This is a genomic window from Pseudoflavonifractor sp. An187, assembly GCF_002160275.1.
In the GTDB taxonomy this organism is placed as follows: domain Bacteria; phylum Bacillota; class Clostridia; order Oscillospirales; family Oscillospiraceae; genus Enterenecus; species Enterenecus faecium.
In genome coordinates this window covers 12235-31298 of record NZ_NFKG01000026.1, presented here as the reverse complement: position 1 = coordinate 31298, position 19064 = coordinate 12235, and the positions used below count along the sequence as shown (strand labels likewise).

At 61.4% G+C, this 19064-nt stretch carries 20 protein-coding genes and 1 riboswitch; of the genes, 12 read left to right on the top strand and 8 right to left on the bottom strand.

From position 1 onward, the window contains the following. Positions 1-346 precede the first annotated feature (346 nt). Positions 347-1741 (top strand): YfcC family protein, encoded by a 1395-nt coding sequence (locus tag B5F22_RS09775; RefSeq protein ID WP_087392419.1) that lies wholly within the window; start codon positions 347-349, stop codon positions 1739-1741. A gap of 35 nt (positions 1742-1776) precedes the next feature. On the opposite strand, the gene B5F22_RS09770 is transcribed toward B5F22_RS09775, so the two are convergent. After that, positions 1777-2256 carry an SLOG family protein gene (locus B5F22_RS09770; protein ID WP_087392418.1) on the bottom strand — a complete coding sequence of 160 codons (480 nt, stop codon included), beginning with the start codon at positions 2254-2256 and terminating at the stop codon, positions 1777-1779. 137 nt (positions 2257-2393) lie between these two features. Between B5F22_RS09770 and B5F22_RS09765 the strand changes: the two genes are divergently transcribed. Beyond that, on the top strand, positions 2394-2702 hold the full coding sequence (locus B5F22_RS09765; RefSeq protein WP_242955104.1) for a helix-turn-helix transcriptional regulator: 309 nt from the start codon (positions 2394-2396) through the stop codon (positions 2700-2702). On the opposite strand, the gene B5F22_RS12080 is transcribed toward B5F22_RS09765, so the two are convergent. From B5F22_RS12080 to B5F22_RS09750, 3 genes are read right to left on the bottom strand one after another with little or no spacing between them, the layout of a single operon-like run. Continuing rightward, positions 2671-3006, bottom strand: coding sequence for an ABC transporter permease (locus B5F22_RS12080; RefSeq protein ID WP_242955103.1), 336 nt, complete (start codon positions 3004-3006; stop codon positions 2671-2673). The genes B5F22_RS09765 and B5F22_RS12080 overlap by 32 nt on opposite strands. Positions 3007-3019: 13 nt before the next feature. Beyond that, complete coding sequence (gene tsaA / locus B5F22_RS09755) at positions 3020-3688, bottom strand: tRNA (N6-threonylcarbamoyladenosine(37)-N6)-methyltransferase TrmO (protein WP_087392416.1); 669 nt, start codon at positions 3686-3688, stop codon at positions 3020-3022. Between the two features lie 21 nt (positions 3689-3709). Beyond that, positions 3710-4918: a cation:proton antiporter gene (locus B5F22_RS09750; protein WP_087392415.1), complete on the bottom strand. Its 1209-nt coding sequence runs from the start codon at positions 4916-4918 to the stop codon at positions 3710-3712. A gap of 53 nt (positions 4919-4971) precedes the next feature. Next, positions 4972-5044, bottom strand: a riboswitch (Fluoride riboswitch). 106 nt (positions 5045-5150) lie between these two features. On the opposite strand from B5F22_RS09750, the gene B5F22_RS09745 reads away from it, so the two are divergent. The 5 genes from B5F22_RS09745 to B5F22_RS09730 all read left to right on the top strand — a co-directional run bounded on the left by B5F22_RS09745 (position 5151) and on the right by B5F22_RS09730 (position 8558). Beyond that, positions 5151-5828, top strand: a complete 678-nt coding sequence (locus B5F22_RS09745) for a TIGR00266 family protein (protein ID WP_087392414.1) — start codon at positions 5151-5153, stop codon at positions 5826-5828. 152 nt (positions 5829-5980) lie between these two features. Further along, positions 5981-6781 carry a transporter substrate-binding domain-containing protein gene (locus B5F22_RS09740; protein WP_087392413.1) on the top strand — a complete coding sequence of 267 codons (801 nt, stop codon included), beginning with the start codon at positions 5981-5983 and terminating at the stop codon, positions 6779-6781. A gap of 48 nt (positions 6782-6829) precedes the next feature. After that, positions 6830-7111, top strand: coding sequence for a hypothetical protein (locus B5F22_RS12075; RefSeq protein ID WP_143482232.1), 282 nt, complete (start codon positions 6830-6832; stop codon positions 7109-7111). After that, the gene (locus tag B5F22_RS09735; RefSeq protein ID WP_087392412.1) at positions 7084-7755 is read left to right on the top strand and encodes an amino acid ABC transporter permease; all 672 of its coding nucleotides are present in this window, start codon (positions 7084-7086) and stop codon (positions 7753-7755) included. Before B5F22_RS12075 ends, B5F22_RS09735 begins: the two co-directional genes overlap by 28 nt. Before the next feature lie 17 nt (positions 7756-7772). After that, positions 7773-8558, top strand: a complete 786-nt coding sequence (locus B5F22_RS09730) for an amino acid ABC transporter ATP-binding protein (protein WP_087392411.1) — start codon at positions 7773-7775, stop codon at positions 8556-8558. 52 nt (positions 8559-8610) lie between these two features. Here B5F22_RS09730 and B5F22_RS09725 read toward each other — a convergent pair whose 3' ends face one another. Further along, a complete protein-coding gene (locus B5F22_RS09725; protein ID WP_087392410.1) occupies positions 8611-10086 on the bottom strand; it encodes a fucose isomerase in 1476 nt (491 codons plus the stop codon). A 35-nt stretch (positions 10087-10121) separates the two neighbouring features. Next, positions 10122-11603: a xylulokinase gene (xylB, locus tag B5F22_RS09720; protein WP_087392409.1), complete on the bottom strand. Its 1482-nt coding sequence runs from the start codon at positions 11601-11603 to the stop codon at positions 10122-10124. Between the two features lie 298 nt (positions 11604-11901). Here xylB and B5F22_RS09715 point away from each other — a divergent pair, with 298 nt between their 5' ends. Continuing rightward, the gene (locus B5F22_RS09715) at positions 11902-12846 is read left to right on the top strand and encodes an AraC family transcriptional regulator (RefSeq protein WP_158096681.1); all 945 of its coding nucleotides are present in this window, start codon (positions 11902-11904) and stop codon (positions 12844-12846) included. Positions 12847-12882: 36 nt separating this feature from the next. Here the strand turns inward: B5F22_RS09715 and B5F22_RS09710 are convergent, their stop codons facing one another. Continuing rightward, positions 12883-13815: a carbohydrate kinase gene (locus tag B5F22_RS09710; protein ID WP_087392407.1), complete on the bottom strand. Its 933-nt coding sequence runs from the start codon at positions 13813-13815 to the stop codon at positions 12883-12885. Positions 13816-14021: 206 nt separating this feature from the next. On the opposite strand from B5F22_RS09710, the gene B5F22_RS09705 reads away from it, so the two are divergent. The 4 genes from B5F22_RS09705 to B5F22_RS12070 all read left to right on the top strand — a co-directional run bounded on the left by B5F22_RS09705 (position 14022) and on the right by B5F22_RS12070 (position 17892). Next, positions 14022-14663 (top strand): GntR family transcriptional regulator, encoded by a 642-nt coding sequence (locus tag B5F22_RS09705; protein WP_087392406.1) that lies wholly within the window; start codon positions 14022-14024, stop codon positions 14661-14663. Between the two features lie 134 nt (positions 14664-14797). Further along, on the top strand, positions 14798-16240 hold the full coding sequence (gene proS, locus B5F22_RS09700; RefSeq protein WP_087392405.1) for a proline--tRNA ligase: 1443 nt from the start codon (positions 14798-14800) through the stop codon (positions 16238-16240). A 92-nt stretch (positions 16241-16332) separates the two neighbouring features. Then, positions 16333-17469: a hypothetical protein gene (locus B5F22_RS09695; protein ID WP_087392404.1), complete on the top strand. Its 1137-nt coding sequence runs from the start codon at positions 16333-16335 to the stop codon at positions 17467-17469. A 12-nt stretch (positions 17470-17481) separates the two neighbouring features. Then, positions 17482-17892: a hypothetical protein gene (locus tag B5F22_RS12070; protein WP_143482231.1), complete on the top strand. Its 411-nt coding sequence runs from the start codon at positions 17482-17484 to the stop codon at positions 17890-17892. Positions 17893-18174: 282 nt separating this feature from the next. On the opposite strand, the gene B5F22_RS09680 is transcribed toward B5F22_RS12070, so the two are convergent. Then, the gene (locus tag B5F22_RS09680; protein ID WP_143482230.1) at positions 18175-18948 is read right to left on the bottom strand and encodes a HAMP domain-containing sensor histidine kinase; all 774 of its coding nucleotides are present in this window, start codon (positions 18946-18948) and stop codon (positions 18175-18177) included. Between the last annotated feature and the right edge of the window lie 116 nt (positions 18949-19064).

Sequence of the window (19064 nt, the reverse complement as noted above, 5' to 3'; positions counted from 1 at the left end):
CCGGGCAAGCCACGGCCCTTACCGCAGCGCAACAGGATGGTGCAGCAAAACCCCCGGCGGCGGGAACGCCGCTTCTCCAGGGTAGGCCCGGACGTGGAAACCGCCCATCCATAGGGCCAGCTGCCCAGGGTAGCCTGGTATCATAGCAGAGCCAGGACCCACAGCAAGGGTGACGGGCCGAGCCTAGACTTGACGCAGTTTCAGCCCAGTACCCCAGGGGGGTACCTAGGGGGGAACGCCCTGGGCGGGTTTTGGTGACTTTTGCCCGAACAAAAGTCACCCCCAGCGGGGAGCGTCCCCACCAGGCTGGCAAGCCTGTATTCATTTCTCCGTAAGGAGGTACACTATGAAATCCTTTCGCATGCCTACCGCCTACACCATTCTCCTCTCCCTGCTGCTGGTGATGACCATTCTCACCTGGGTCATCCCCGCCGGACGCTACCAGACCGGAGCAGAGGGGGAGCCGGTGTCGGGCACCTATGAGCAGATTCCCCAACAGGGCCAGCCCATCACCTCGGTGTTCACCGCCCCCCTGGAGGGGCTGTACGAGGCCATCGACATCGCCGCCTTTATCCTCATGGTGGGTGGGTTTCTGGGGGTTGTGGGCAAAACCGGGGCCATTGACCGGGGCATCTCCGCCTTGGTGGCCAAGCTCCGGGGCAAGGAGACCCTGCTCATCCCCATTTTGATGCTGGTGTTCGCCCTGGGGGGCACCACCTTCGGCATGGCGGAAGAGACCATCGCCTTTTACCCTCTGGTGCTCCCCATTCTGGTCTCCGCCGGGTATGACCCCATTACCGCTGTGGCGGTGATTTTGGTGGGGGCCGGGGTGGGCACCCTGGCCTCCACCGTCAACCCCTTCGCCACCGGCATCGCCGCAGGCTTTGCCGGGGTGTCCCTGGGCACCGGGATGCTGCTGCGCCTTCTCATGCTGGTGGTGATGCTGGCGGCGTCCATCTATTTTGTGATGCGCTACGCCGCCCGGGTCAAAGCCCACCCGGAGATCTCCCTCATGGCCAGCCGTCGGGCGGATTACACCGCCCGCTTTGCCGCCCAGGGTTCGGACGGGGCCAAGCTGACCTGGGTGCAGTCTCTGGCTCTGGCCCTCTTTGCCCTCACCTTCCTGGTGATGATCTACGCCGTCATTCCCTTTGACGACATGGGGCTGCCCCTGCCCACCCTGGGCTGGTGGTTCCCCCAGCTCTCCGCCCTGTTCCTGGCCGCCTCCATCCTGGTGGGGGTGTGCTGCGGGCTGGGGGAGGAGGAGACGGTGGGGGCCTTCATTCACGGGGCCGCGGACCTGCTGGGAGTGGCCTTTATCATCGGCATTTCCCGGGGTATCACCGTCATCATGAATGGGGGCCAAATCACCGCCACGGTGCTCTACTGGGGGGAACAGGCCCTGCGGGGGGCGGGGGCAGTGAGCTTTACTCTGCTCACCTTCCTTCTCTACCTGCCCCTGTCCTTCCTCATCCCCTCCTCCTCGGGGCTGGCCACCCTGTCCATGCCCATTATGGCCCCTCTGGCGGACTTCGCGGGGGTGGGGCGGGAGGTGGTCATCACCGCCTTTCAGACCGCCTCGGGGCTTATCAATCTCATCACCCCTACCAGTGCGGTGGTGATGGGGGCCCTGGCCCTGGGCCATGTGCCCTATGGGGCGTTTTTAAAGTTTATCTGGAAACTGTTGGCCATCCTGCTGGTGCTGTCCCTCATGTTCTTGGCTCTGGGGGCCCTGGCATAGGAAAAGCACACGCTGAGCGTTTCAGCGTGTGCTTTTTATCGTGGTGTGTCCCCCAGGTTCACCACCTCCAGCCCCTGGGCCGTGGCATAGTCCACCGTGTACGCGGTCCCGCCCGTGGGCTGGGTGAGGTAGCTGATGCACAGACTGCTGTGGTCCACCAGGTGGCGGTTGCGCACGTGCATACATCCCCGGTGGTACCCTTGGGACGTGTACACCACCTTGTCCGCCTGGGCCTTGATGGCCTCATAGGTCTGCTGCTGTTCTCTGCTCCACCGCTCTGCCTGAGACAGACAGGGCAGCACCAAAATGAGGCGGATGTGGGGGTGGTCTTTTTTCAATTCCAGCACCGTCTGGGCCGCCAGCGTGTCAAATCCCAAGGCACCCCCCGCCCCAAAGTAGCGGTAGCCCCGGCCAATGGCGTCCTCCACCGCCGCCCGTAGCCGCTGGGCCAGAGCTTCCAACTGCTGGGGCGGGATGGTACGGTGTCCGGTAAAACAAGCGGTCTGTTCTCTCATGTCTCTCACATCTAATCTATTTGTATATTATCCACCTTATGTCTAATTATAGTAGTTACTCAGATTTAAATCAATGAATGAACTATACAGTTTTTCACATACCATATAGTACAATCATACAAAAGGTGGTGGGGACTGTGGAGAAAGAGGAATTTATCAAACGGCTGACCCAACTTCGGTTACAAAAAGGGGTGTCTGCCCGAGATATGAGCCTGTCCATCGGACAAAGTGCCGGATACATCAATAACATCGAAAACGGTGTGAATCTGCCATCTATGGCGGCATTTTTCTATATCTGCGACTATCTGGGGATTTCTCCAAGGGACTTCTTCGACACCCAGGCCACCGCCCCCTCCAAAGCCTCGGAGCTCTTGGAAGTGGCCAAAACCTTGGAGCCTGAGCAACTAGACCACCTCATTGCCCTGGCCAAAGGCTTACAAAAGTAGTTAAAAAGGATGTGTCGCAAAACGTAAGTTTTGTGGCACATCCTTTAGCGTTTTTACAGGTGAGGATGAGCCCCGCCAGGATGAGCTGCACCGTCATCTTCATGCTGGACACCACCAGCAGACGGGTCTGGTCGATGCGGCACACCCGCATCACCACCAGCACTACCAGAAGCAGCAGATAGGTGCTCTTCCCCGCCCCGCTGCGCCCGGTGACAAAGGCAAACTCCCCCTCCTCCACCCGAAGGGCCGGGTAGCGGAGGAAGTCCTGAAATGTTAGGGCTTCCGTGGTGCGTATCATGTTCATACCAGCGTCCCCCTCACCCGTGGATATCCACGACCCGGGCTACGCCGTTGTCCACGGTGAAGTGCACCTCCAGCCCGCCAAAGCCGAAGCCGTACACCCGCTGGCTGTCCCGCTGGTAGGGGGGCCGGGGGTCTTGGGCCAGCACTCCGGCCAGGGCCTCCCGCTTGCCTTCAGGAATGAGGCAGAGCAGATGGGGCGGGATCTCCACCTTCAGCTTCTGCTCCGGGGCGTCCTGGGCAAAGCCCCCCACCGCCTCCGGGTGGCAGTCGGCATAGGGCACATAGGGCTTGATGTCATAGATGGGGGTGCCGTCCATGAGGTCCGCCCCCGCCACAAAGATCACCGGGCCCTGGGGGGTATGCTCCTCCACCCCCACCAGCTCCACGCAGGACAGGCCGATGGGGTTGGGCCGGAAGGGGGACCGGGTGGCAAACACCCCCATACGGGCATTGCCCCCCAGCCGGGGCGGGCGCACCGTGGGGGACCAGGGCTTGCCCACACACTGGGAGAACTCCCAGATGAGCCACAGGTGGGAGAAGCCGTCTAAGCCCCGCAGCGCCTCCGGGTTGCGATACTCCGGGGCAAAGACAATGGTGGCCCGGAGTTCACGCACCAGCCCCGCCTGGCGGGGGACCCCGAATTTACTGGTGAAATCCGTATGAATGTGGGCGATGGGTTCCATGAAAACACCTCGTTTTTACTCTTATTCTTCCAAGTTCTCCCGGGTCAGCAGCTTCCGGTAGGTGGCGTCCATACCGATGGCCCCCAGGGGTGCGGTGATGAGGATGCCCAGCACCGCCACAGACAGCACGATCTGTCCGCAGGGCAGGCCCATGGCCAGGGGCACCGAGCCGATGGCGGCCTGCACCGTGGCCTTGGGCAGGTAGGCGATGACGCAGAACAGGCGCTCTTTGCCCGTGAACTTGGTGCCCGCCACGCACAGGCACACGCCCACAGCCCGGAACAGCAGAGCGCACAGAATCATGAGCACAGCGGCCCCTCCGGCACTCATGGTGTAGCGGATATCCACAGCGGCGCCCACCAACACGAAGAGGATGACTTCGGCGGCAATCCACAGCTTGCCGAACTTCTCAGACAGGCGCTTGGAGACAAAGGCAGGGCTCTTGATTTTCAGCACGCAGGCCATGCTCACCACGGCCAGCAGACCGGAGACCGACACGATGCCCTCCAGCCAGGTCTCCACTGCCATGAGGGTGAAGGACATGCCCAGGACGATGATGACCTTGGTGCTGTTGCGCACACAGTGCTGGTGGGCGTAGGCGGTCTCGAAAAAGCGGCTTAACAGCCACCCCACCACAGCGCCCAGGGCCACACCCAGGACGATGGACACGGGGATGTTGACAAAGTCCATGAGCTGGGGATTGCCACCCTGGGCCATGCCGGTAAAGGTGGTAAAGAGGACGATGACAAAGATATCATCACAGGAGGCCCCGGCCAGAATCATCTGGGGGATGCCCTTCTTGGTGCCGTACCCCGTCTCCATCAGCTGCACCATCCGGGGCACCACCACCGCCGGGGACACAGCGCCCAGCACGGCGCCCATGACGGCGGCCTCCATGATGTTGACCCCCAGCAGGTGGGGGGCCACCAGCACGTAGCCCAAAATCTCAAAGCTGGCGGGGACAAAGGACATCATCACCGCCGGACGGCCCACCTTTTTCAGGTCGGACAGGTTGAGCGACAGGCCCGCTTTCAGCAGGATGATGATAAGGGCCATCTGGCGCAATTCCGCCGAGATGGACAGAATGGACGGGTCCAGCCAATTGAGCACATAGGGCCCCACCACAATGCCGGTGATGAGCATACCGATGATGCGGGGCAGCTTGAGCTGCTGGACGATGGCCGCCATGGATAGGCCCACCAGGAATATGAGTGCCAGGGATGTTAACATGTTTGTTTCCTCCTTGCGGCCACAAAAAAAGCCAATGCCCCCTGTGACCAAAATAAATCACAGAAGTCATCAGCTGAACACAGCGGTTTCGGTTGCCCGTGGGAGAACTTCATTCCCACAGGAGATTATAGCCCACTTATCTGGGTTTGTAAAGGACTTTTTCTGCCCTTGACAGCCCCCTTGTCCCACAGGTATGATAATAATATCCTAGATACAAAAAGGGAGGGTTTCTATGAGATACGAAATTACCGGCGGCGCATTCCCCGTGGTCATCTGCCACTTGCAGGACCGGGAGCAAATGATCACCGAGCGGGGCTCCATGGTGTGGATGAGCCCCAACATGGCCATGGAGACCTCCGGGGGCGGTCTGGGCAAGATGTTTTCCCGGGCCTTCTCAGGAGAGAGCATGTTCCAGAACATCTACACCGCCCAGGGCCAGGGCATGATCGCCTTCGGCTCCAGCTTCCCCGGCAAGATCATGCCCCTGAACATCGGGCCCGGCCAGGAGATGATTTTGCAGAAAAACGCCTTTTTGGCCGCAGAGTCCACGGTGGACCTGTCCATCCACTTCAGCCGCAAGCTGGGGGCTGGCTTCTTCGGCGGCGAGGGCTTTATCATGCAGCGCCTGTCCGGGCGCGGGGTGGCCTTTGCGGAAATTGACGGCGAGCTCATCGAGTACGACCTGGCCCCTGGTCAGCAGATCGTGGTGGACACCGGCAACGTGGCCGGCTTCTCCCCCACCGTCACCATGGACATCCAGCAGGTGCCCGGGCTGAAAAACAAGTTCCTGGGCGGCGAGGGTCTCTTCAACACCCTGCTCACCGGCCCCGGCAAGGTGTGGCTCCAGACCATGCCCATCTCCAATGTGGCCATGGCCATCCGCCCCTTCATCCCCACCGGCAACGGTTAATTTGTGTACATCTGTGCGTCCCCGGCGGAACTGTCCTTCCGCCGGGGACAACTTTTCTTTTTTACCTCTTTACATTATCTCATTACTGTGCTAAAATACCGTCACTGGCTCCTCCACCCACAGGAGGGCCCCAATGAGGAGGATATGAGGATATGAAAAAGATGATTTCTCTGGCGCTGGCCCTGGCCATGGGGCTGAGCCTGGCCGCTTGCAGCGGAAAAGATGCGAAAAACACCGAACCCACCAGTGATCTGGCCTATGTCCAGGACAAGGGCACCCTGGTGGTGGGTATCACCGAATTTGAGCCCATGGACTACCAGGACGAGAATGGCAACTGGGTGGGCTTTGACGCCGACATGGCCACCCTCTTTGCCGAGAGCCTGGGGGTGGAGGTGGAGTTCCAGCTCATCGACTGGGACAGCAAGATCATGGAACTGGACGGCAAGACCATTGACGTGGCTTGGAATGGCATGACCCTCACCGAGGACGTGAAGGAGGCCATGGAGTGCTCCAACCCCTATTTCAACAACGCCCAGGTGGTGGTGGTCAAGGCCGACCAGGCAGACAAATATCAGACCGTGGACAGCATTCAAGACCTGAGCTTCTCCGTGGAAAGCGGGTCGGCAGGCATGGAGCAGGCGGAGGCCTACTCTCTCAACTACACCCCCGCCAAGAGTCAGGCCAACACTCTGCTGGAGGTGGCCTCCGGCACCTCGGATGCGGCCATCATCGACTACCTCATGGCTGTGGCCTCCACCGGCGAAGGCACCAGCTATGAAAATCTCACCTACACCGTGTCTCTGGCCGACGAGCAGTACGGCGTGGGCTTCCGCAAGGGCTCCGACCTGGCGGAAAAGCTCAACGAGTTCTTCGCCGAGAAGTACGCCGACGGCACCATGCAGAAGGTGGCGGAGAAGTACGGCATCGCCGAGAAATTGGTGGAACAGCCATAACACGGACACAGCCGAAGGCAGAGCGGATGCTCTGCCTTCGGTCAGATCATGAAAAAGCAAATTCCATGTAAGATATTCAGATTATTTTGCAGGATCATAAGCCCTCGGCAGAGTTTTCCCGCCGAGGGGCGGGAAAATAAATTGAAATCTGTTTTTTCCGGGGACATGCGCATCGGAAAAAACACTTCTCAGCCCGCCAGTGTGGCCTTGGGTCGCCCTTTGACCCAAGGGTGCATGCAGCGGGCTGCACTTTCTCTCAAAAATGCAAGCATTTTTGAGAAGCATATTAAGGTGGTATTGACATGTTTGCAACCGTCATTGGAGCGCTGAACGAGGGCTTTGTCCAGACGCTCAAACTATTTTTCGTCACCCTATTGGGGGCGCTTCCCCTGGGATTAATCATCTGCTGGGGGTCCATGACCCGCTTCTACCCCCTGCGGTGGCTGTGCCGATTTGTGGTGTGGGTCATCCGGGGCACCCCGCTGATGCTCCAGCTGTTCGTCATCTTCTATGTCCCGGGCATGATTCCTGGTTTCGAAAACCCCTGGCCCGCCGGCGATTCCGGACGGTTTATCGCCGCCAGTGTCACCTTCATTCTCAACTACGCCTGTTACTTCTCGGAAATCTACCGAGGCGGCATTCAGGGCGTCCCCAAGGGACAGCAAGAGGCCGGGCAGGTACTGGGCATGACCAGGAGCCAGATTTTCTTCCACGTCACTCTGCTGCAAATGATCAAGCGCATCGTGCCCCCCATGTCCAACGAGGTCATCACCCTGTTAAAGGACACCGCTCTGGCCGGCGTCATCTCCCTGCAAGAGCTGTTGTGGGCAGGCGAGGCCTTCCTGAAAAGCTCCCACGGCTACCGTGGCCTGCTGTGGCCCCTGTTCTTCACCGGCGTATACTACCTGGTCTTCAACGGCCTGCTCACCCTGCTGTTGGGGCTGCTGGAGAAGAAGCTGGACTATTTCTCCTGAAAAGGCGGGTGTGACATATGGCAATCTTAGAGGTAAACAACCTGGAAAAACACTTTGGCTCCACCCGGGTGCTGGAGGATATCAGCTTTGACCTGGAGCAGGGCAAGGCCCTGGCCATCATCGGCTCCTCGGGCAGCGGCAAGACCACCCTGCTGCGGTGCCTGAACTTCCTGGAGACCCCGGATCAGGGCACCATCTCGGTGGGAGGCAACGTCATCTTTGACGCCGCCAACCGCCGCAGCCAGACCGATGCCGAAATTCGCAAAAAACGCCTCCACTTCGGCATGGTGTTTCAGTCCTTCAACCTGTTTCCCCAGTATACAGCCCTGAAAAACGTGACCCTGGCCAAGGAGCTGCTGGCCCGGGAGCGGCCCGACTTCAAGGCCAACAAAAAGGCCATTTTGGAGGAGATTCAGCAGGAGGGCCTGGAGTTGCTCACCAAAATGGGCCTGGAGCAGCGGGCAAGCCACTACCCCAGCCAGCTCTCCGGCGGCCAGCAGCAGCGGGTGGCCATCGCCCGGGCTCTGGCCCTGAAGCCGGATATCCTGTGCTTTGACGAGCCCACCTCCGCCCTGGACCCGGAGCTCACTGGGGAGGTGCTGCGGGTCATCCGGGGCCTGGTGGAGCAAAAGACCACCATGATCATCGTCACCCACGAGATGGCCTTCGCCCGGGACGTGGCCGACGAGGTGATGTTCATGGATGGGGGGCTCATTGTGGAGCGAGGCCCCGCCCGACAGGTCATCGAGAACCCCCAAGAGGAGCGCACCCGGCAGTTTTTGGCCGGATACACCCAAGAATAAGCAAAAAACATCCACATGGACCTGGGTCCATGTGGATGTTTTTTCTGTTCTCTCAGGCGAAGGGGTTCTCGTCGGGATAGGGCAGGCTCTTGGGCTGGTTATAGGCGATATCCCCCACACCCAGGTACTTGAACACCTCGTACAGGGCCTTGCCGTGGTGGCCGAAGGCCACAGCCCCGTGGTGGGGATAGCGCTTGGCCAGCAGCACATGGCGGTAGAAGCGGTCCATCTCCGGGATGGCAAAGGCGCCGATGGAGCCGAAACTCTGGCAGTCCACATCCATCACCTGGCCCTGGGCGATGTAGGCCCGCAGCTGGGTGTCGGCGGTGCTCTGGAGGCGGAAGAAGGTGATATCTCCGGCCTTGATGTTGCCCTCCATGGTGCCACGGGTGATGTCCGGCTCGGCCAGCTCGGGCTCCAGGTCCCGCTTCATGATGAGCTGATAGCCCATGTGGGGATTTTTCAGCAGGGAACAGCTGGTGTTGCCGCAGTGGAAGCCCATGAAGGTCTCGTTCAGGCGCACGTCATACTTGCCCCGCACGCACTGGTCATACATGGACTGGGGCACGGTGTTGTTGATGTCCAGCAGGGTGGTGGGCCCACCGGAGACGCACACCCCGATGTACTCGGACAGGGCCCCGTAGATATCCACCTCGCAGGCCACGGGGATGCCCCGGGCGGCCAGGCGGCTGTTGACGTAGCAGGGCACGAACTTGAACTCGGTCTGGAAGGCGGGCCAGCACTTGTTGGCAAAGGCCACATACTGCCGGGTGCCCTTGTGGTCCCGGGCCCAGTCCTCCAGGGTCAGCTCATACTGGGCCAGACGGGGCAGAATGCCGGCGTAGGGGTTGTGGTCCCCCAGCTCCGCCTCCATCTCCGCCATCTTGGCGGGGATGCGGGGGTCGTCGGCGTGCTTGTGGTAGGCCACCAACAGGTCCAGCTCGGAGTTCTCCTCCACCGCCACGCCCAGGTCGTACAGGGCCTTGATGGGGGCGTTGCAGGCCAGGAAATCGTCGGGACGGGGGCCAAAGGTGATGACTTTCAGACCCTTGAGGCCCAGAATGGCCCGGGCAATGGGGACAAACTCCGCCATGGCGTGGGCCAGGTCCTGGGCGGTGCCCACGGGGTACTCGGGGATGTAGGCCCGCAGACCCCGCAGCCCCAGGTTATAGGAACAGTTGAGCATGCCGCAGTAGGCATCGCCACGGCCATCGTGGAGGTCGCCGTCTCCCTCGGCGGCGGCCACATACATCACAGGGCCGTCAAACCACTCGCCAATGAGGGTCTCCGGGGTCTCGGGGCCGAAGTTGCCCAAAAACACCACCAGAGCGTTGACCCCGGCCCCCTTCACGTCGTCCACGGCGGCCCGGGCGTCCAGCTCGGTCTCCACGGTGACGGGGCACTCATACACGCCCTCCCCATAGGCGGCCACCAGGGCGGCCCGGCGGCGCTCCGAGAGAGCGGCGGGGAAACAGGAGCGGGACACGGCGATTAAGCCCAGCTTTACCTCAGGAATATTGTCAAACATGATAAAAACCCTCCTTACAGGTTCAAAATATACTCTTAGTCTTGGGCCAGGGTGGCAAACAGCCCCCGGCAGGCGGGATAGATCTGGCGGAACTTCTGATATTTGGCCTCATACCGGGCCACCAGCTCCGGCTGGGGCTCCACGGTGTCCTTCACCTGCACCAGGGCCTGGGCGGCCTGCTGGACACTGTCAAAGGCTCCGCAGCACACCATGGCCAGTATGGCGGCTCCATACCCCGGCCCCTGCTCGGTGGCCATGGTGTCCAGGGGAATGCCCAGGACGTTGGAGAGAATCGTGCGCCACAACGGCGACTTGCTGCCCCCGCCGCACAGGCCGGACCGGGGAATGTTCAGTCCCAGGCTACGGGCCACCTCCAGGGAGTCCCGGATGGCGAAGGCCACCCCCTCCAGCACCGCCTGGGTCATGTCCGCCCGGGTGGTGTCCATGGTTAAGCCCCAAAACACGCCCCGGGCGTCGGTGTCGTTGATGGGGCTGCGCTCCCCCATGAGATAGGGGAGGAAATACACGTGGCCCCGCCCCAGCTTGTCCTGGGAAATGGGGGCCTGTTGGGCGGCGTAGTCCGAGGTACCCAGGATGTTGTCACACCACCAGGCGTTGCAGGAGGCCGCCGACAGCATACACCCCATGAGGTGCCAGCCCCCGTCGGCGTGGGCAAAGGCGTGAAGGGCGTTGTTGGGGTCCACCCGGAACTGGGTGGAGGAGATGAAAATGGTGCCGGAGGTGCCCAAGCTGATGTTGCACTTGCCGTCCCCCACGGTTTGGGTGCCCACCGCGGCGGCGGCGTTGTCCCCTGCCCCGGCGCACACCAGGGTATTGGGGGACAGCCCCAGGGCCTGGGCCACGTCCTCCCGCAGAGCCCCCACCCGCTCCCAGCTCTCGTGGAGGGTGGGCATCTGGTCCTCCCTCAGGTGGCACAGCTCCAACATCTCCCGGCTCCAGGTCTTGTGCTCCACGTCCAGCAGCAGCGTCCCCGAGGCGTCGGAGTAGTCGGTGGCGTACTCTCCGGTGAGGCAGTACACCAGGTAGTCCTTGGGCAGGAGGATTTTGTGGATGCGGGCGAACAAATCCGGCTCATTCTGGGCCATCCACAGCAGCTTGGGGGCGGTGAAGCCCGCAAAGGCGATGTTGGCGGTGTGGCGGCTGAGCACCTCCCGGCCCACCTGGTGGTTGAGCCAGTCCACCTGGGGGGCAGTGCGGCCATCGTTCCACAAAATGGCGGGGCGCAGCACCTGCCCCTGGTCATCCAGGGCCACCAGGCCGTGCATCTGGCCCCCCACCCCGATGCCCGCCACCTGGGCGGGGTCCACCCCCTCCAGCAGCTGAGGGATGCCGGACATACAGGCCGTCCACCAGTCCTGGGGGTTCTGTTCACTCCAGCCAGGCTGGGGAAAATACAGGGGGTAGTCCCGGCTCACCGTGCGGCACACCGTTCCCGCCCCATCCACCAGCAGGAATTTGCAGGCGGACGTGCCCAAATCAATGCCAATATAGTACAAGGTCTCTCGCCTCCCGGTCTTTGCGTTACATTCTGCTGTTACCATACCACCCCCGCCCCCTGCCGTCCTTGACTAGTTTGCTGTGGTGATTAGACAAATGTGCTATTTTTGTATATTATCCGTTGTGCACATTTTGGGCATTCCTCTTTTGTCCGTTTCGTCAGTTTTGAAATTTTACGAACTTATTTGGTGTATACTCACTGCTTTCTCTCCATTCGAACCGGACAACCCCATTGCATTTTCTCCCCAAGGCGAGTACAATTTCTTATACAAATTTACGATTTGGGAGGTGTGGCCTGTGGCGACCCTGGAAATTGTCCAACATCCCCACCTGGGGGGCGTCCATCTGTTTTTCAACACCCTGGACCACCGCTCCCTCCACATCCATCTGGACTGGGAGCTGGTGTGGGTGCTGGACCAGCCGCTGCTGGTGTCCTGCGGCGGACAGGAGCACCGGGTGGAGCCGGGGGAGCTGGTGCTGTTTAGCCCCGGCCAGCCCCATGAGTTTCACAAGGTGGAGGGCAGCTGCACCTTTTTGTGCCTCCAGTTGGACCCCGCCGCCTTTCCCGCCGCCCAACGGGTGTACACTGAGACCATCTTTCCCGCCGCCCATTTGACCGAAGATGAGACAACCTGGCTGAAAACCTCCCTCATCGCCCTGTTTCGCCGCTATCTCCAGCGCCCGCCCTTCTACCAGCTGGACTGCCTGGGCCGGGTCAACCAGATTCTCTATCTCCTCCTCACCCGCCTGCCGGTGCGCCAGGTCACGGAGCAGGAGGCGGCGGAACGGGAGCGGCGCAGCGCCCGGCTCATGCGGCTGGTGGCCTTTGTACAGGAAAATTTCGCCCACAAAATCCGCCTGTCCGACTTTGCCCGGCAGGAGCGCCGCTCCCTGAGCTACCTATCCCACTTCGCCCGGGAGATGCTGGGCCACAGCTTTCAGGAGTATGTGGCCACCGTGCGCTTTCACCACGCCTGTCACCTCATGGCCACCACCAACAAGGGGATGCTGGCGGTGTGCATGGAATCGGGATTCTCCGACTACCGCTACTTCTCCCGGATGTTTCAGACCCACTTTGGCATGACCCCCGAGGCCTACCGCCGTCGGCCAAAACATTCCCAGACCGCCCAGCCCCACCCTACCCTGGACTCGGCGGAGCGGTTTTACTCCCCGGAGGGGAGTTTGCAGCTGCTGGACCAGCTGGAACAGCAGTACACAGAAAAAGGGCCGAGGAAGGCGTAACGCCTCTCTCGGCCCTTTCAGGTGTTTCATTTGGTGTTACTGGGCCAGCTCCTCCAGGGTAGGCATGGCGGGAATGGCGCCGCTGCGGGAGCAGGTCACCGAGGCCGCCCGGTTGGCAAAGGTGAGAATCTCCTCCAGCTCCTCTTGGGTCAAGCCCTCCAGGGCTCCTTGGGCGCGGCGGCTCAGGCGGCTGAGCACCGCCCCGAAGAAGGTGTCTCCGGCGCCGTTGGTGTCCGCCACCTTGGTGGGAACGCCGGGGACGACGCCCGTGTGCTCGCCCAATCGGTAGAACACGCCCTCAGAACCCAGGGTGATGAGCACCAGGGAGATGCCCTTGTCTGCCATCACCTGACTACAGGTCTCAGGGTCATTGGAGCCGGAGAGCAGCTCCATCTCCTCGTCGGACAGCTTCAAAATGTCCACGCTGGACAGGGGGCGGCGCATCCACTCCACCGCCTGGTCCTGGCTCTCCCACAGAGCGGCCCGGTAGTTGGGGTCGTAGCTCACCGTCACCCCCTGCTGTTTGGCCAGCTCCACGGCGTGGAGGGTGGCGGTGCGGGCGGGGTCGGCGGTGAGGCTCACCGAGCCGAAGTGGACAATACCCGCCCCGGCAATGAGGTCCCGGTCCACCTGGTCTGCGGTCAGGTTGGCGTCCGCGCCCCGCATGAACTGGAAGGAGCGCTCCCCCTGGGCGCTCACCGACACCACCGCCAGGGTGGTAGCCCCCTGGCCCACCCGCAGGCCCTGGGTTCTGACGTTGTTTTCCTCCAGGACCTGGGCCAGGTAGGTGCCGAAGCCGTCAGAGCCCACCATGCCCACGAAAGCGGTGTCCGCCCCCAGGCGGGACGCCGCCACCGCCACGTTGGCGGGCGCGCCGCCGGGATTGGCGGCATACATGGGGATGTTCTGCTGGTTATATCCGGTCTGGGTCAAATCAATGAGAATTTCGCCGATGGTGACAATGCGCATGACGCTCTCTCCTCCCGAGTGAAATCGTTTTCATATAGAAAATTGTATCACGTTTTCCCTCCGGTGACAAGGGGGGCGCTTGGAACTTTTCCCCGGACCCCCCGTCCTTTTTCTTGCCTTTCTCCGCCCAATCTGCTATCCTGTATACTGCAAGAAACAATTGTGGCCCCCTGCTGCGGGGGTTCCACGGATTGGGAGGTATCCGCATGGCTTCCATCAAAAAACGGTCGCTGGTGGATCAGGTCTACGATCGTCTGCGCAGCGATATCATTTCCCTGCGTCTGCCCCTGGGCAGCCGGGTCAACGTCAACGAACTTCAGGACTCCCTGGGTGTCAGCTGCACCCCCATCCGGGAGGCCATCAACCGCCTGCAACAGGAAGGGCTCATTGCCTACGAGAACAACGTGGGCGCCCGGGTGCTGACCCTGGACGCCAGGGACGTGGAGGAGATCACCCAGCTGGCCACCACCCTCCACTGTGCCGCCGCCTGGCTGTCCATGGAGCGGGAGGACCACCAGGTCCTGGCCCAGCACCTGGCGGAACGTCTGGCGGAATTTGAGGCCGCCCGGACGCCCCAGCAGCTGGCGGTGGGAGTGCACCGGTTTATGGAGGTATTTTACGTCCACTGCGGCAACCGCCGTCTGGACAAGAGTATGCTGGCCATTCAGGGCCAACAGCTGCTGCTGCGCAACCTGTACGCCGCCCACGGCATGGACCTTTCGGCCAATCTCTCGGACTTCCGGGCCATGCTGGCCGGGGTGGAGCACAACCAGCCGGAGGAGATCTACAAGGCCCTGGAGGCCAACGCACGGCGGGTGGAACGGGCAGTTAGCGAAACTCTACTGTAAATACACGCAAAAGGGCTTTGATTCGTTGGGTCAAAGCCCCTTCTTTTTGCGCTCTGCTCTTGACTTTTTGCCCTCTGGCCCATAAAATACATAGTTACGATACCTTTATTATTTGAAAAAGGAATGAGAGTTTTATGGCACAAGACAAAAGCAAACAGGTCAGCCAGATCACCGATATGGAGGCCGACTTTGCCCAGTGGTTCACCGACGTGTGCACCAAAGCAGAACTGATTGACTATTCTTCCATCAAAGGCATGTTCATCCTGCGCCCCTATGGCTACGCCATCTGGGAGAACTTCCAGAAGATTCTGGACGAGAAGTTCAAGGAGACCGGCCACGAGAATGTATATCTGCCTATGCTCATCCCCGAGTCCCTGCTCCAGAAGGAGAAGGACCACGTGGAGGGCTTCGCCCCTGAGTGCGCCTGGGTCACCTTCGGCGGCAGCGAGGAGCTGGAGGAGCGCTACTGCATCCGCCCCACCTCTGAGACCCTGTTCTGTGAGCACTACTCCCACATCATCCACTCCCACCGGGACCTGCCCAAGCTGTACAACCAGTGGTGCTCCGTGCTGCGCTGGGAGAAGACCAGCCGTCCCTTCCTGCGCCACCGGGAGTTTTTGTGGCAGGAGGGCCACACCATGCACGCCACCGCCGAGGAGGCCATGGAAGAGACCGAGCGCATGTTCAACATCTACGCCGACTTCTGCGAGAACTACCTGGCCATGCCCGTGGTGAAGGGCCGCAAGACCGATAAGGAGAAGTTCTCCGGTGCTGAGGCCACCTACACCGTGGAGTGCATGATGCACGACAAGAAGGCCCTCCAGGCCGGCACCTCCCACTACTTCGGCGACGGCTTCGCCCGTGCCTTCGGCGTGAGCTTCGCCGGCAAGGACAACCAGCTGCACACCCCCTTTGAGACCTCCTGGGGCGTGTCCACCCGCCTCATCGGCGGTGTCATCATGACCCACGGCGACAACAACGGCCTGGTGCTGCCCCCCCGCATCGCCCCCACCCAGGTCATCGTCATCCCCGTGGCCCAGCACAAGGACGGCGTCATCGAGGCCAACCAGGCCGTGTGCGACCGCCTGAAGGCCGCCGGCATCCGGGTGAAGATGGACGCCTCCGAGCAGTCTCCCGGCTGGAAGTTTGCCGAGTATGAGATGAAGGGCGTGCCCCTGCGCCTGGAGCTGGGCCCCAAGGACATGGAGAAGAACCAGTGCGTGCTGGCCCGCCGTGACAGCGGCGAGAAGACCTTCGTCTCCCTGGACAACATCGAGGAGACCGTGAAGAACCTGCTGGAGGAGATTCAGCAGAGCCTCTTCCACCGGGCCAAGCGCAACCTGGACGAGAACACCTACCCCTGCTCCACGCTGGAGGAGGTCAAGGAGAAAATGGCCACCCAGGGCGGCTTTGCCAAGACCATGTGGTGCGGCGACGAGGAGTGCGAGCTGAAGATGAAGGAAGTGGCGGGCGTGTCCTCCCGCTGCATCCCCCTGGAGCAGGAGCACCTGGGCGACGTGTGCCCCGTGTGCGGCAAGCCTGCCAAGCACATGGTGTACTGGGGCGTCGCTTACTAATCCCACACACAGATTTATACACAGGCGTATCATGTCCCCCGGCATGGTACGCCTGTACCTGTTTCTCGCCATAAAGGAGGTCGATGATTTCTATGCCTATTGGACCCTTTCTCATCTTCTTTTTTGCTCTGTCTGTCCTGTCCCATATCTCCAACCACATCCTCTACCGCTACCTGTACATGTCCGCCGGGGTCACGGCGGAGGATGTCAGAACCTATCTGTGGAGTACGGCAGAGGGCAATCGCCATGCCCACCGCAGCCGTAACCGGCAGCTCTGGCCCTGGTTGGAGATGCGCTCCGGGCACTCCCAAGAGTTTTACACCATGTCCCGGTATTGCAATTTCTGCAACCTGCCCGCCGTCCTCTATACCCTGGCAGGGGTGGGGATGATGGTCGTCCGCCTCCACCCCTATATCTGGGTGCTGGGGGCGGCTATGATCGCTCTGTGGGCCATTCTTACCCTGCTGGGGGTGATGTACGGCAAGCGCATTCAGGCGGAGACCGCCGACTTCTTCGACAGCTCCCGCTACAAGCCCTACCGCCCCAAGCGGGAAAGCGACGAGGAGGAAGCGGATACCCCCGAGGAGCCCTACGAGGAGATTCCCTACGCCGGGCCCTTTGAGGCCGCCGAGCCGGAGGTGGCCCAGCGCCGCCGCTTCCGCCGGGGCTACACCCAGAAACTCTTTGTGGTGGCTGTGGTACTGGTATTCCTGGTTCTCCCCATGCTGTCCTCCAAGTTCCTCCCGTCCTCCTCCACCCCGGAGACCACCACCCAGCCCCAGACCTCCCAGTCACCTACACAACAGGATGAGTCTCAGATTTCTAAAGAATATTTGACCATGTATGCCCAGTTAGTAGAAGCTGGTTTTACCCCAACGGATGCTTTGGTTCAGCTATCCGATACTTACCCTGGTATTGACTTATCTCGCGCCCTTTTAGTGGAGGAAGAGGGAATGCACCTGGAGTATCTGGTGCTGACCCAGGAGAGCCAGGCCAAGGATCTGGCCCAAGGACTGCAACACCAGCTCTATGAGCTGGTGGCCGCCCGGGAGCCGGACATTACCGAGGAATCCGGGGAGGGCTACACCCTCTACACCCAGGAGACCGAGGGAGACTATGGCGTCGTGGTGCGGGACGGCACCAACATCCTTTATGTCTACTGCCCCCAGTACGACACCACCTGGATGAAGTGGTTTCTCAATGATTTGGGGTATCTGAGCGACTATTAAGGGGGTTCTGTTATGGATATCACCCTGTTTGTCATCAACACCGTCATCTGCGCCATATTCTGGCTGTTGAGCCGGTTCTGCTGCGTCTGGATTGGGCGGCTATCGGAGGCCTCCGCCGGGCAGACCCTCCGGGATGTGGAGGCCCACCTCAGCCAGGCCCCCGGAGAGAAACTCTTTCCCTGGCTGATGGACATCTCCCCCCGGCCCCGGCTCACCGCCCTGTTTCACTACCTGTTCCGCGGCCTCACCTCCCTGCCCCTCTTGGGCATAGTCTTTGGGGTCACCCTCCCCTTTGTGCCCGCCTGGGAGGTGTACGCCCGGTACCTCATCAACACCATGTTCGTGCTCTATATGGCCCTCTTCGTCCTGGGGCTGGCGCTCTTTGACCCCCTGCACTACCGCTGGACGGGGAAATACCGGTAAAAACGACCAGGGGCCTTCCACGATGGAAGGCTCCTGGTCGTTTGCTGGTGTTGCGTTTTTCCGCCGACTCCTTGCGTTGCTGGCGTAGGGGAGGGGCTTGCCCCTCCCGAATCCCCCAGGACAATGCCGGAAAAGCAACGGGCCGGGCAAGCCCGGCCCCTACCACCGTGCCCAACACACAGCGGTTATCTTGGGTGCATACGGTGACAAAATAGTAGCCAGCGGTACCATAATCGTAGTTGGGTAGCCGCATCCGCTTCCGGCGAGGCAGCTCCGCACCGCTCATCCCAGTGTATCCGGGGCAAAGGACCGGGCGGGCAGCACATCGCTGAGCCCCACCAGGACGCTGTCCAACCCGTTGTCCCCCCACTGGGGTGGAGGCGTCTCCAGGCGGCGGGGCGGCATCCCATCCCGCAGGGGAATCACCGCCACCATATTCACCCCATAGCCCAGCTTGCTGTCCGCCATGAGCAGACCGCCGTGGAGCTGGGCGATCTGTTGGGCCAGTGCCACCCCCATGCCCTGCTCCTCCTGAGGGGGCTGCTGAAAGAGGGCGGACAGCTGCTGGGCATCCAGCCCCGGCCCCTGATCGGACACGGTGATGCGCACCGACCCTGTGCCCGGCTGCACCGTCAGCTTCACGGGGCTAGCCGTCTTGGCGGCGTTGGACACCAGTTCCAGCACCAGCTGCTCCAGCATTCCGCCGTCTGCCACCCCGAACAGCCCCGGCGCCACCTCCCAGGTAAAGGAGACGTTGGCCCCGGCCAAGGCCCCCTCCAGCCGCCGGGCCAAATCCGTGCCCCAGCGGGTAATATCCAAGGGAGCCACTTGCAGGCGCACCTCGTCCTCGTCGGTGAGCCGCCGTGCCAGCTCCAGCCGCCCCACCAGACGCAGCATGCGGCACACGCTTTGGTTGATGGTGCTCAGATACGCGCGGCTCTTTTCATCCGTGGCGTACTGCTCCAGCAGCTGACTGGCGGCGGTCATCTGGGCCAGCTGCATGCGCAGCTGCGCCATGTGCGCCCCGGTGGAGCTCTCCAACATCCATCGTTCCAATCCTCACGCCTCCCTTGCCCATTATCCTATGCAAAGAAGCCCCATTTCTCTCTGGAAAAATCAGGGCCTGTTCAGTATGACCCATTATACCAGATTTCGACGTGGGCAACAAGCAC